Origin of the sequence: Pseudomonas matsuisoli, assembly GCF_014647635.1 — a bacterium.
GTDB lineage: Bacteria > Pseudomonadota > Gammaproteobacteria > Pseudomonadales > Pseudomonadaceae > Pseudomonas_P > Pseudomonas_P matsuisoli.
In genome coordinates, this window is record NZ_BMPO01000003.1 from 241787 (window position 1) to 255314 (window position 13528).

The window sequence follows — 13528 nt, forward strand, 5'->3', positions numbered from 1 at the left end:
GGGCCGCTGGCTAACGCACCACCTCGGCATAGTCGAACGAACGATTGCCCCGCAGCGCATCCCGCCAGCGCGCCACTTCTTCCCCCTGTCCCTCCTTCAGGATCTGAATAGCGCCCGCAACGCGTGCAGCGACCGGTACGCCATCCTCGAACAACACCCGATTACCGGCCACCGCAGGCACGCGCTCGCCCACGAGCAACTGCCCTGTCAAGTTCAAACAATCCAATGCCGAGACGTTGATCAACGCGCGCGATGACGCTCGTCGACGAACGTCTCGGAGGGCGGAAATGGCCTCGGGCAGCGCAAATTGTTCGCCGGAAATGCCTTCGATGAAGCGGCCACCGCGAATTTCACCACGCGCCTCGAGCCGATGGTAAACACGCAACAAGTCCCGCCAGGGCGGCATCCAATCCGCCTCGCGCTCCAGCATTTGCCAGGCCACGACCCCGTAGCGACGAAGCAATGCCTTTGCGATGTGCTCCAGCGACGCAGAGACACCTGCAGCATCCTGCGTGTTACCGACACCCTCGTCCCTTTGCAGCAATGCCCAGCGACCTGCGTCCGCCATTCCGCCTTGCATCGGCCAACCTCGCCCGCGCCGGGAGGAGCGTGACGGACGTTTCGCGGCGGGCGCGAGCAACGCCCGCAGCCCAGCAAAGCTATCGGCGTTCACTACACCCAACGCGACCAACTCACCCAAAGCGTTTTCCAGCTCGGTCGGCAAAATACGCAAGGCATCCTGTAATTCGTCGAAGAACGAGGCACCGTGCAGTAACAACGCCTGCCTCACCCGCTCGGCACGTGCGGAGATTTCCGGCGAAGGTGCATCGAACGCATTGCGCCAATACGCCAGAGAGCGCCGCGGTAGCAGCACGATTGGCGTTCCGCGAACGGGCCCGCCTTTTGCGCGAATTTTTCCCGGCAGCCTTAACCAAACGGTTCGCCCAGACCGGCACTGCTCGTCGAGCCAGTTCGACCCGTAGTCGCGCAACCGGGCAGGCAGAATCTCTTCCTCCCAGGCAGAAGCGGCCGCCTGGAATCCTTCCATCTGCGCGATGATTTCCCCTAGTGCCGCAGGCCCACGCATGGCGGAATCCGGGCTTACGTGCTGCCAGTCGAACAGAAAGCGCATGAAGTCCGCCCGCTCGACCGGTTCGATTTCACGCCGCAGACGCCGCACGGTGTACCGATGGATACGTGCCAACAAATGGCGTTCGCACCACTCTTCTTCAACCGCACCTGGCGAAAAACGGCCGCGCATCACATAGCCCTCGCCTTCCAGCCGCACGAGGGCAATGGCCACCGCGGAGGCCGCCTGCACAAGCGCACGAGCGATCGCCGAAAGCGGCAAGGGCCCAAAACCGGAAAGCCGCGACCTGACGATCTCGACCAGCGCATCGCCCTCCTCCCACTGCGCAAGGAACGGGGCCGGAATCGTCAACTCGGGTGCCATCGCCGCAACAGGATAGAGCGCCTGCACGCAGGACAATCGCTCCAACGGCACCCACAACCCTTCATCGCGGGTGATCTGCACCCGGGTGGCGCGCCCCCCACCGGCCAACGCCTCGGCATACGCCAGCCAGCCTTCAATTGCCCGTATTTCGCGATCTGTGACACAGCCGAGTGCCATCAGGGCTTCGTGCATTTCATCGGTCGATCGCACGCGGGGCCAGGCCTCGGCAGCGACCGCCTGGATAGCCTCGGCATCGAGGGCGCCCAAATCATCCGCCGAGGCAGGGTCCGTCCAGCCGCGCGACAGCACCGCCTGCGTTCGACGCTCCTCTAGCGGCGCGTCGTCGAGAAAGGCGTAAGGGCGCGCACCCAACGTTTCCATGGCGAGCGGCGACGGCGAAGGCAGGTCGCGGGTCAACAGACGGATATCGCCGCGCTCGATTCGTGTGAGCAGCGCCAACCAACGCCGCGCATCCATCGCCTCCTGCAAGCAGTCTTCCAGCGTTTGTGCCACCAGCGGGTGATCAGGTACCTCCCGTTCACCGACGATGTTTTCCAAACAGGCCACCTGATCGGGAAAGACCGTCGCCAACAGGTCTTCACTGCGCATCCGCTGCAGCTGCGGCGGGACCTTCCTCCCACCCGCCATGCGCGGCAGTGCAAGCGCGGTGGTGGCATTCCAGCGCCAGCGGACGCCGAACAGCGGCGCGTCCAGCAACGCCTGCACAAGAACGTCGCGCGCAGTGCTCACTTTCAGATAACGCCAGACTTCGTCCAACGGGAAGCTATGGCTCGTCGATAACGAGAACACGATGGCGTCCTCGGTCGCAGCGGCCTGCAGCTCGAAATTGAACGTCCGGCAGAATCGTTTGCGTAGCGCCAGCCCCCACGCGCGGTTCACTCGGCTGCCGTAAGGCGAATGGATGACCAGTTGCATCCCGCCCGAGGCATCGAAGAAGCGCTCCATTGCCAGCACATCCAGGGTCGGCAGGCCGCCAAGCGCCGCTCGCGCCCGGGCCAGATACTCGACGATCTGATCGGCTGCCCCGGTAGGAACCCCTACGTCTTTCGTCAACCATTCAATGGCGGGCATGAGCGGCATATCGGGCCCTGCGTTCGCGAGACGCTCATCGATTTCGCCCCGCAGCCGCGCGACGCCCACCGACAGTTCGAAACTGCGCCCGGGCGCTTCCCCATGCCAGAACGGGATGTTCGGTGGTTGCCCCTTGGCATCTTCCACCCGCACGCGGCCCGGCTCGATCTTCAGGATTCGGTACGACGTGTTGCCCAGTTGAAAAATATCGCCCGCAAGGCTCTCCACCGCGAAGTCTTCATTGACCGTACCGATGCCATGCCCTTGTGGCTCCAACATCACCGAATAGTCGGCGTTATCCGGTATGGTCCCGCCCGAGCTCACCGCGGTGAGCTTGCCCCCACGACGGCCGCGTAGAGTGCCACTGACAGCGTCGCGATGGAGATAGGCCGAACGCGCGCCATGACGGCGGGTGTAACCCTCCGCAAGCATCGCCAGCAGCGCCTGATACCGAGACACGTCGAGATCGGCGTAGGGCTCGGCGCGACGAATCAAGGTATAGAGCGCCTCCTCGCTCCATTCCTGGCAGGAGACTTCCGCGATGATCTGCTGCGCCAAGACGTCCAGCGGCGCCACCGGCATTTCCAGCACATCCAGCTCACCTCTGCGCACGCAGTCGAGCAATGCGACACACTCGATCAGATCATCCCGGGAATTTGGGAACAGCCGCCCCTTGGGCGTGCCCACAACCTGGTGCCCCGAGCGTCCGACCCGTTGCAGGAAGGCGGCAATCGAACCCGGCGAGCCGAGCTGACAGACCAGCTCAACATCGCCGATATCGATGCCGAGCTCCAATGAAGCAGTGGCGATCAACAGGCGCAACTGCCCGTGCTTGAGGCGTTGCTCAGCATCCAGACGCTGCTCACGCGCAAGGCTTCCGTGATGCGCAGCAACCGCATCGACGCCGAGCCGCTCGGAAAGATGCCGCGCCGCGCGTTCGGCCATTCGCCGAGTGTTTACGAAAACCAGCGTGGTGCGGTGATCGCGAGCGAGTTCGGCAAGCCGGTCGTAGACCTTTTCCCATACCTCGTTGCTCATCACCGATTCGAGCGGGATAGGCGGAATTTCCAGCCCTAAATCACGCCCACGGGTATGCCCGATGTCGACGATCTCGCAGCGTTTGCCGCGCCCAACGAGAAACCGTGCGACGGCATCGATAGGTTTTTGCGTCGCAGAAAGCCCAACCCGAACCAGCGGCCTGCCGCACAACGCCTCCAACCGCTCCAGTGACAACGCGAGGTGGCTGCCGCGTTTACCACCTGCGACCGCATGAATCTCGTCCACGATGACCGTTCGCAACGTGCCGAGTTGCTTGCGCCCTGAATCCGATCCTAGCAGCACGTACAGCGACTCGGGCGTCGTCACCAGGATATGCGGCGCGCGTTTGCGCATGGCATTACGCTCGGCCTGCGGAGTGTCGCCCGTGCGCACCGCGGTTCGGATAGGGGGTACGACGCTTCCCTCTCGCGCCAATACGGTCGCAATACCGTCCAGCGGTGTCTGCAAATTGATGCGTACGTCGTTCGACAGCGCCTTGAGCGGAGAGACGTAAAGCACGCGAGTCTCATCTGGCAGCGTACCGTCGGCCGCGATCCCTTCGACGAACAATGCATTCAATGCGGCCAGAAACGCCGTGAGGGTCTTCCCCGAACCGGTCGGCGCAGCCACGAGTGTGGAAACGCCCGAATGAATCAGTGGCCACGCCGCAGCCTGCGCGGCAGTGGGCCCATCAAAAGACTCTGTGAACCAGGTGACGACCGCGGGGTGAAAACTGGACAGGCCTGGCGGTAAGGGTTTGGGCATAACAGAAGGTATCGGCTCGAGGCTGATTGAAGGATGGTAATCGGCTCCTACAAAAGGAACCCTCGCGAGACGGTAAATGGGGGTATCCGAACGACCTCAACTCATGAAACGACAGCCGGTCATCAACGTTGAACCCACAGTCGGTAACGCCGTTCTATGTTGAATTGCCGCTATCGTCTGATCCGAAGAGGGAGCCCCATGACTACACCGATCGACATCGATCACGCCATGAACGTTGCATCACAGGCGTTTCTTCCCTACGGCTGTGTTACGAGCGCGAATCCCGAGGACGACAGTTTTGGCTTCAGTGTGGTCGACAGCGGGGGCGAGCCCGTCCTGGATGTCCCAAGGGTGGGCCGTTTGCAGTATGAAGATCCGACGCGGCTGTCAGGCGTTCTAACGCAAGCGCGGCAAGACCTGGAGAAGAAGGGTTTCGAGCTTCAGGAATGGACGATGCCCTTCATTGTCGACCCACAAGGCATACCGGAAACACCGCCCAACTATTGATCGATAGCCGGAATACCCTAGCCCGCACGGAAAATCAGGTGGTCTTCCCAATCATCCTCGGCCACGCTGTTTTCAGGCAGCATCCGGCCGGACTGCGAGATACGTGCCTCGTGCACGGCATCAGGATCGCCGCTCACCAGGTGATGCCAAAGCGGCAAATCCTTACCCTCCGACACCAATCGGTAACCGCAGGTCGGCGGAAGCCATTTGAACGCGTCGGCCCCGGCTGGCGTGAGCTGAATACAGTCGGGCACCGACGCACGGCGGTTGCCGTAGTCACTGCATTGGCACGTCTTGAGATCCAATAAACGGCAGGCAATCCGCGTGTAGTACACACCGCCGTCATCCTCGTCTTCCAGCTTTTGCAGACAGCACAAGCCACAGCCGTCGCACAGCGACTCCCACTCATCGGGATCGAGCTGCGCGAGCGTCTTGCGTTTCCAGAAGGGTTCGACTTTGGCGGCCATGTGCGGGAGTGGATAGCGGAAAAGGCGCGCAGTGTAGACCCACGCCGTACCCAGGCCAAGTCGCGGCGGTCGGGTTAGGGCCTGTTAACGCTACTTAAGCTAAGCGCGTTGCTGCGAGAAATGACGCCAGATAAGGCGCAGGACGCAGGTAATGACCAGACTGGCCGTGTTGTCCCTTATCAAGTCCTGCAACGCCAGCTGGCATCATTTCTCGCGCAACCTTCCAGGACGAGCCCGTTTTTGCGCGATACGTCGTTGCTCACCTTACGTTTGGAGCCACCAAACGTTGCGGCTCCCGCCTAATCTTGCGCAAAAACGGGCATCGGCGCGCTAGCTTAAGTAGTGTTAACAGGCCTAATAGCCGCGGTTGAAGTCGACCTGCCCCCGCAGGTCTTCACCTGTTTGCAAACGCCGCACGTTGTCCTTGAACAAACCCGACATCAGGGGCACCAGGGTCGGCCCAGCAACGTGACCCGTGATGACCAGGTTTGGGGCGGACCAGAATGGGTGATCATGCGGAAGCGGTTCCTGGCGAAAGACATCCAAGACGGCTCCTGCCAGATGGCCTTGCTCTAGCGCAGCCACAAGATCGTTTTCTACGACCGCGCCGCCGCGTCCGACGTTGATGAACAGCGCGCTCGGCTTCATTTCCTGAAAAAAAGCCGCGTTATAAACGTCCCGCGTCCGTGAGGTATCGGGAAGCAGATTGATCACGTAGTCGGCCCGCGCAGCGAAGGTCGGCAGCGCCTCCAACGTGCCGGTCCGATCGAACACGGAGCCCGTATGAAGCTGACGCGATATCCCTAGAAGCTCGCAGCCGAACCCCCGCAGTAATTGCGCAATCGCCGAGCCGATGTCACCGGTCCCTACGATCAGCACGCACTTTCCCGCCAATGTGCCGGGCAGCGTCGTATCCCAGTGTCCGGCACGCTGGCTATCCAAGCGCGCCAACAATTGACGTTCGTTCGCTAGCATGTAGGTCAATGCGTACTCGCTGATGACCTGACCGAATACGCCGACCGCTCGGCTGAGCAGGTAGTCCCTCGGCAGTCCCTCCGCCAATAACGGTGTGATGCCCGCCCAGGTCGACTGCAACCACCGTGGACGCAAGCCCCGCCTCAAAGGCTCCACCAGTAGGTCAGGTGCACCGAGCCAGATTTCGCAGACGGCGGCGCCTGCAGTCACCTCACTTTGGGTTTCTGCGACCGTGATGTCGAGTCCCGGCATCTCCGCGAGGCTATCGGCATAAGCAGCGGCCTTGGTTTCCGCGATGAGCAGGCGCATCGGCGTCAGACCGGATCGTTCATGCGGAGCAATTCGTCCGGTAGATGCTCGATGTACTCGTCCTCGGGAGGTGGCATTTGCAGGTGGTAGCCCTGACTCTCCAGATTGGCGAGGACCTTGTTGATGTCTTCTCGGGCGAGCGCCCGTTCTGGGCTGAGCACCAGATCGAATGCATGGATGGGCGCGCCGAAGGCGGCCAGCAACGCTTCGGGCACTTTGGCCAAGGCGTCACGCTTTTCCACGTAAAGGTACATTTCCCGCTTGCGTGGGCTCTTGTAGATCGAACAGATACGTTTCATACGGGTTCCTCAAGCGTCGCCAGCAAGTCATCGCCCATCAGCCTGCGGCGCCAGCCTTTCAACGAGTCCGGCAATTGATAAGGACCATCCGGGTAACCGCTGCGCAACAGGCTTTCGAGGACCTTCTTGCGCAACATCAATTCTGGTGACATGCCCAAACGTTCGGCGTGTGCCTGCCCAACCGCCCGGAGCCGTTTCAACAGCGTAGACGCCTCCGGTGGCAGCGGTGGAGGCAGCGGTTCGGGCCAATGATCCGGCGCGACGCTGCCGGCCTCGGCAATGAGGCGGAGCAATGTTTCGCCATCCTGGCGCACGGTGCGCGGGTGCATGTCTTCGATACGCGACAAGGCATTGCGGTCGGTCGGCTGGAACTTAGCCAACGGCCAGAGGCAGTGCTCCCGTACGATGCGGTTACGCGGCTGATCGCGCTCGCGTGCCTGTAGCTCGCGCCACGCATACAGTTCGCGCAACACGGCTAATTGCTGGCGACTAAGCTTCCAGCCCAGTTTCGCCTCGCGATAGAGCTCGTAAGGGTCGAACTCCCGGCATAGATTGGCGACGAGGTCGGCACCGTCTTCCAGCAACGCCGCCTGTTTTTCCTCGCTCAAGCGGGGTGCCAACTCCCGGTAGACCTCTGCCAGATGCACGGCGTCCGCGGCGGCATAGCGCTCCTGCAGCTCGGTAAGCGGACGCTGCAACCAGTCGGAACGCGTTTCTTCCTTGGGCACTTCGATCCCGAGTACGGCGAGCACCAGCCGCGAATACCCCATCGAATGCCCCATCCCCAGATAGGCCGCGGCGAGTTGGGTATCGAACAGCGGCGCGGGCAATGCGCCTGTGAGGCGGAGCAGCACTTCGAGGTCTTCGCTACAGGCGTGCAGCACCTTGTAGACGGCCGGGTCCTCCAGCAACGCAGCAAACGGACCCCAGTCGCGGATCTCCAGCGGATCGATGAGGAACGCCTGTGTGCCATCCCCTACCTGTAACAGGCCTGCCTGCGGATAGAACGTATCGACACGGACGAATTCGGTGTCCAGCGCCACGAAGGGCAACGCTTGCCATTGCTGGCAATAGGCGGCCAATTGAGCGTCCGTCGTGATCCATTGGATATCGAAGGGCACGGAGTCTCCCTGGGTAGGTGTGCGAGGCTGCGCAGTATATCGACGCGCCGCCGGGCTGTCCCGGTGGCGATTCGGGAACGCACCCGTACGGGGAGCTTCTATAGTTGAACAGCCTTTGCCGACCTGGAGCCTGCATGTCTCACGCCCAACTCATCACCTGCGAACAGCTGGCTATTCGCCTCTCCCAGCCGGAGGTTTTCTTGCTGGACTGCCGCTTTGCCCTGGACGACCCGGCCTATGGCAGAAAGGCCTACGAGGCGGGGCATCTGCCGGGGGCGCACTTTCTCGATTTGGAAAAAGACTTATCCGGCCCCGTCGTCCCCGGCCAAACGGGTCGCCACCCTCTTCCGGCCCCGAACATTCTGAGTCAGCGGCTGGCGGGCCTTGGCTTGAACAGCGACAGCCATGTCGTGATCTACGACGACGGCAACGGCAGTTACGCGGCGCGCGCCTGGTGGGCGTTGTTCTGGCTCGGCAAACAGGAAAGCGTTGCACTGCTCGACGGCGGACTTAGCGCCTGGAAACAGGCGGGTGGCTTGATCACCGCCGATGAGCCTGCCGTCGAGCCAGGCGACTTCATTGGGCGCCCCGATCCTGCGCTCGTCGTCGATGCGCAAACTGTGCATGCAGCGCTGGGCACACCCGGGCTGACCCTGATCGATGCGCGTGCGCCTACCCGTTTTCGCGGCGAAGCAGAGCCAATCGACCCGGTCGCCGGCCACGTCCCCGGTGCCAGTTGCTGGCCATTCACCGAAAACCTCGATGAGCAGGGCCGCTTCAAGACGGTGGAACAGCTGCGCGAACGGTTCGCGCGGCTCGCCCCCGAACAGCGAGAAGTCATTGCCTATTGTGGGTCCGGTGTGACCGCCTGCCACAATCTCTTCGCAATGAGCCTTGCAGGATTCCCGGTCGGCAAGCTGTACGCCGGCTCGTGGAGTGAGTGGATCACCGACCCGCAACGTCCAATCGCATCCGGCGACGGACCCGCCGAGGCGAAATGACCATTCGGTCAGAAAAAACGCCCCTGCGTTTTCTCGGCATTGAGCTAATGTACTGAGGTAGAGGTGCGCGTGCAGGGAAACATCCCGTTTCAGCCGCTGATCTTGCCGGCTAGCGCAGATGATTCTTTATTGATAGCGTGCCACCCGTTGGCCATGTACATGAGCCTTTCCCCGAGGAAAACAATATGAAAAAAATTGGGATTCATTCTGGCATCGCATTGGTACTGGGAGCGCTTGCTAGCCAAGCGCATGCATCCGGCTTTGCCCTCAACGAACAAAGTATTAGCGCGATGGGCATGGCGTTTTCCGGTCGCGCTTCGGCGGCGACGGATGCTTCTACCGTATTTGGAAACCCGGCTGGAATGGCCCTTATCGACAGGGAACAGGTCACGCTCGGCGTCGCTGGCATATTTGCCCGTAGCGACATAAAAGATACGAGCTCGACGCTGAACGTGGGCGGCACGCCGGTTGCCAGCAATGCCGGCAGTAACGACGGCGACATGGTCCCTTCCATCGGGATTCCGATGGGCTATTACGTCAAGCCAATCGATGATCGCTGGGCGTTCGGGCTGGGCGTCTATGTACCCTTCGGCCTCTTGACTGATTATGAGAGCGGCTTCCAGGGGCGTTACTTCGGCGACTACAGCGAAGTCGAAGTCATCACGGTGCAGCCGACCGTCAGCTTTCGCATCAACGACCAACTGTCGGTCGGCTTTGGCCCGACGATAAATCGTATTAGTGGACAGCTCGAAAGCGCCGTATTCGGCGGCCCCGGCATTCCCGACAGCCGCGTGAAGATCGAGGGTGACGACACCGCATTCGGCTTCAACGCCGGCATCCTGTACGAGATCACCCCGCAAACGCGAGTGGGCCTGACGTACCACTCGATGGTGGATTACAAACTCGAAGGCGATACCCGTTTCTCGGGCGTCGCGTTTGGGCCGTTCGCGGGTAAATACGACGCGGAGCTGGACCTGAAGACACCGGAGTCGGTTGACCTGGGCATCACCCACGCGCTCAACGATCAATGGACGCTTCACGCCAGCGCTACGTGGACACGTTGGAGCCGGCTGGAATCACTGCTGGTGGAAAATCAGCTAGGCGCGCCTGTGTCCTCCATCGAAGAGGAACAGGACTGGAAAGACACCTGGGCCTATTCAATCGGTGCGGCTTACCAGCTGAACGAGGAATGGGTGTTGCGCGCGGGTATCGGCATCGATGAGTCGCCCGCTAACGACACGCATCGCTCGCCGCGCGTGCCGATCAACGATCGCACCAACTTCAGCATCGGCGCCGGCTGGAGCCCGACCAAGGATCTCACCATCGACGTCGCCTACCTGTACCTACGAGAAGACGATGCCGATATCGATCAATCCCGCCCCGTCTCTGCGGGAGTGACCCAGAACTACAGCGCCACCTACGAGAACAGTGCCCATACCGTGGGTGCACAGCTGACCTATCGCTTCTAAGCAGGGTCGTGGCCCCCGGTAATCCCGGGGGCCATCTCAGCAGTCAGCAAACACTCATCACCAGCCCCGCCAAACCCAGCCCGCCCTTCTGCCAGCCCCACCAGCACAGCGTGAGTACGATGATCGTGAGCACCGCGATGCCCGCACGCCAGGCCACTGTCATACGGCACCCTGCAAACGGGCGACCGGCTGCTCCCGCACCGGCCAATTGAGCGCGGCAGCCAGCAGGCTCAAGAGAATCGACAGCTGCCATACCAAATCGTAATTACCCGTATGGTCGTAGACGTACCCGCCGAGCCATCCGCCCAGGAAAGAGCCGATCTGATGGAACAGGAACACGAGGCCGCCCAACATGGAAAGATTGCGTACGCCGAATAACGTCGCGACCGTGCCATTGGTCAGCGGAACCGTGGATAGCCAGAGCAGCCCCATCGCGACACCGAATGCATAGGCCGACCAGACGGTGACCGGCAGCACGAAGAACAAGGTGATCACCACGCCCCTGGCCAGGTACAACGCTGTGAGCAGTTTCGGCTTGGAAAAGCGCCCACCGAGCCAACCTGCCGTGTAGGTGCCGACGATGTTGAACAGCCCGACCAATGCGAGCACTGTCGTCCCGGTCGATGCCGGCAGCTGTTGATCCACGAGATAGGCCGGCAAATGGATCCCGACGAACACGACATGGAAACCGCATACGAAAAAGCCAAGCGAAAGCAGCCAGAACCCTGAATGCTGTGAGGCTTCCCCTAATGCCTCGCGCAACGTTTGCTCGCTACCGGCCTGGGCAGGCAGCGGCCGATCCTTCAACATGGACGCGAGCGGCACCATCAGCGCTACGAGGAAGCCGAGCGCGAGCAACGCCGACGACCAGCCCAACCAGCCGATCAAACCCATGGTCCCTGGCAGCATCGCGAATTGACCGAACGATCCCGCTGCCGCCGCCACACCCATGGCCATACTGCGCTTCTCCGGTGGGACCGCGCGCCCGACGACGCCCAGCAATACCGAAAAGGACGTGCCGGACAGGCCCATACCGATCAGCAACCCCGCGCTCAGCGAGAGCGACAAGGGACTGTCCGCCAGCGCCATGCAGACCAACCCCAGCGCGTAAAGCGCGCCACCACCGGCCACTGCACGCGCGGCACCAAAGCGATCGGCCAGCGCACCCGTGAGGGGCTGGGTCAGCCCCCAGATTAGATTTTGCAATGCGAAGGCAAACGCAAACGTCTCGCGGCCCCACCCAAACTCGGCGTTCATCGGCGGCAAAAATAGCCCAAAGCCGTGGCGCGTACCCAGCGACAACGCCAGGATGACAGCGGCGAGCGTTAGAACGATGGCGCTGGAACGGGACAGGGCAGACATGGCATTTCCTATGGTTGTTGTAATTGCTCGAGCAAGCTCATCAATGCACGTTGTTGTTCAGCCCCCAGTCGGTCCGCGAGCGACCGCTGCACCCTCTCCCATGCCTGTTCGGCACCGCCAAGCCGTGCCTTGCCTTCGTCCGAAAGCGACACGGTGCGATTGCGCAGATCCCGGCCAGGACTCAATTGAATAAGACCCGATTGCTCTAGCACCTTCAGGTTGCGACCCAGGGTGCTGCGATCCAGCCCCATCGCGAATGCCAGATCACTGATGCACGGTGTGCCCAGGCGATCGACGTGGCGCAATAGGGAAAGCTGGGCAGCATTGATACCAACATCTACGAGCGCGTCGTCGTATTGGCGGGTCACGCTTCGCGCTGCGCGACGCAGCTGGGTGCACAAACAATGGGTAGGTAACATGGAATAAGTGTATATACCCGCATTCCGATCGAGTCAATGCGCGCATGTCCTTTGCGCTGAACCGGCGACATCCAGGGTCGGTCGTTAGCTAGATAGACGAACCATGAATCAACGACGGAGCCTTTATGAACAACTCTTTTGCGTCCTGTATTCAAGCATGCAGCGCGTGCGCCATTGCCTGCGAAACCTGCGCGAGCGCCTGTTTGCGGGAAACGGACGTTGCCATGATGGCCGATTGCATTCGGCTCGATCGGGACTGCGCGGACCTCTGCCGCATGGCGGAAACGCTCATGAGCCGACAAAGCCCTTTCGCCCAAGACATCTGCCAGCTGTGCGCTGCAGCCTGCCGCGCCTGTGCAGAGGAATGCGCGCGCCACACCCATGACCACTGCCAACAATGCGCAAGCGCATGCCAACATTGTGCCGACGAGTGCGAGGCCATGGCTGCCTAAATGGCAGCGCTTCGACTATTTGGATGTTGCCGCAGGTGGCCTAAACCAGGGCCAGCCAAACCAATGCGGCGCATTCGGTCAGTTCCAGCAGTGCGCCCGCCGTGTCGCCAGTGGTCCCGCCCAGGCGCCTGAGCATTGCCCGACGCAGCCACCAGAACAGAGCGCCGAGCACAAGCAACAGGCTGACACCGGCCCATCCTCCCACCATGCAGAGGGCAATGGCCGTCACCCCCAAGACTGATTTGGCGGCTGGCCGCGGGAGGTGCTGGGAAAGCGCTTCACCCAACCCGCCAGGTCTCGCGTAGGGCGTGGTCAGGAATAAACCGATCAGTGCTGTTCGGCCCGCGACCGCCGCCAGTGGAAGTGCCAACGTGAAACCCTTCGCCAAGAGCGCCGAGATTGCGGCGAATTTGAGTAACAGGATCGCCACCAGCACAACGACAGCCATTGGGCCGCAGCGCGGATCTTTCATGATGGCCAGCGTACGCGCTCTGTCACCCAGACCGCCGAGCCAGGCATCTGCACTGTCTGCAAGGCCGTCCAGATGCAAAGCGCCGGTCAACCCGACCCAAAGCGCCAGTAGTAACGCCGCAGCAAGGAGGTTCGGCGAATCATCCAGCCCGTTCGCGACCACCCATAATGCGATGCCGAGCAGCAGGCCGACCAAGGGATAGCACACCATCGAGCGTCCCAGGTCCGCAGGTTCCGGCATCTCACGAAGGCGCACGGGAAGGCTCGTCAGGAACTGCAATGCAATCAAAAACGGCGTCATGTCTGTCTCGTGCAGTCGAATTGAACG

General features: G+C 61.7%; 12 protein-coding genes. 4 read left to right on the forward strand and 8 right to left on the reverse strand.

Translation table 11 applies throughout. The annotated features are described in order from the left end of the window. Positions 1-10: 10 nt before the first annotated feature. The gene (locus tag IEY47_RS07390; protein WP_188982527.1) at positions 11-4348 is read right to left on the reverse strand and encodes a DEAD/DEAH box helicase; all 4338 of its coding nucleotides are present in this window, start codon (positions 4346-4348) and stop codon (positions 11-13) included. A gap of 198 nt (positions 4349-4546) precedes the next feature. On the opposite strand from IEY47_RS07390, the gene IEY47_RS07395 reads away from it, so the two are divergent. Then, positions 4547-4855 carry a hypothetical protein gene (locus IEY47_RS07395; protein ID WP_188982528.1) on the forward strand — a complete coding sequence of 103 codons (309 nt, stop codon included), beginning with the start codon at positions 4547-4549 and terminating at the stop codon, positions 4853-4855. A 17-nt stretch (positions 4856-4872) separates the two neighbouring features. On the opposite strand, the gene IEY47_RS07400 is transcribed toward IEY47_RS07395, so the two are convergent. The 4 genes from IEY47_RS07400 to rnd form a co-directional block, all read right to left on the reverse strand. Then, a complete protein-coding gene (locus IEY47_RS07400) occupies positions 4873-5322 on the reverse strand; it encodes a YcgN family cysteine cluster protein (protein ID WP_188982529.1) in 450 nt (149 codons plus the stop codon). Between the two features lie 354 nt (positions 5323-5676). Beyond that, on the reverse strand, positions 5677-6606 hold the full coding sequence (locus IEY47_RS07405; protein ID WP_188982530.1) for a D-2-hydroxyacid dehydrogenase: 930 nt from the start codon (positions 6604-6606) through the stop codon (positions 5677-5679). A 5-nt stretch (positions 6607-6611) separates the two neighbouring features. After that, positions 6612-6905, reverse strand: a complete 294-nt coding sequence (locus IEY47_RS07410; protein WP_188982531.1) for a YcgL domain-containing protein — start codon at positions 6903-6905, stop codon at positions 6612-6614. After that, positions 6902-8026: a ribonuclease D gene (gene rnd / locus IEY47_RS07415; protein ID WP_188982532.1), complete on the reverse strand. Its 1125-nt coding sequence runs from the start codon at positions 8024-8026 to the stop codon at positions 6902-6904. The genes IEY47_RS07410 and rnd overlap by 4 nt, the downstream gene beginning before the upstream one ends. A gap of 134 nt (positions 8027-8160) precedes the next feature. Here rnd and IEY47_RS07420 point away from each other — a divergent pair, with 134 nt between their 5' ends. Continuing rightward, positions 8161-9027: a sulfurtransferase gene (locus IEY47_RS07420; protein ID WP_188982533.1), complete on the forward strand. Its 867-nt coding sequence runs from the start codon at positions 8161-8163 to the stop codon at positions 9025-9027. Between the two features lie 185 nt (positions 9028-9212). After that, positions 9213-10496, forward strand: coding sequence for an OmpP1/FadL family transporter (locus IEY47_RS07425; RefSeq protein WP_188982534.1), 1284 nt, complete (start codon positions 9213-9215; stop codon positions 10494-10496). Between the two features lie 159 nt (positions 10497-10655). On the opposite strand, the gene IEY47_RS07430 is transcribed toward IEY47_RS07425, so the two are convergent. Both IEY47_RS07430 and IEY47_RS07435 read right to left on the reverse strand, forming a co-directional pair. Beyond that, on the reverse strand, positions 10656-11858 hold the full coding sequence (locus tag IEY47_RS07430; RefSeq protein WP_373293535.1) for an MFS transporter: 1203 nt from the start codon (positions 11856-11858) through the stop codon (positions 10656-10658). 8 nt (positions 11859-11866) lie between these two features. Beyond that, positions 11867-12277, reverse strand: a complete 411-nt coding sequence (locus IEY47_RS07435) for a MarR family winged helix-turn-helix transcriptional regulator (protein WP_188982535.1) — start codon at positions 12275-12277, stop codon at positions 11867-11869. 125 nt (positions 12278-12402) lie between these two features. On the opposite strand from IEY47_RS07435, the gene IEY47_RS07440 reads away from it, so the two are divergent. Continuing rightward, a complete protein-coding gene (locus IEY47_RS07440; RefSeq protein WP_188982536.1) occupies positions 12403-12729 on the forward strand; it encodes a four-helix bundle copper-binding protein in 327 nt (108 codons plus the stop codon). 40 nt (positions 12730-12769) lie between these two features. Here IEY47_RS07440 and IEY47_RS07445 read toward each other — a convergent pair whose 3' ends face one another. Then, the gene (locus IEY47_RS07445; RefSeq protein WP_188982537.1) at positions 12770-13501 is read right to left on the reverse strand and encodes an adenosylcobinamide-GDP ribazoletransferase; all 732 of its coding nucleotides are present in this window, start codon (positions 13499-13501) and stop codon (positions 12770-12772) included. Positions 13502-13528: the final 27 nt, after the last annotated feature.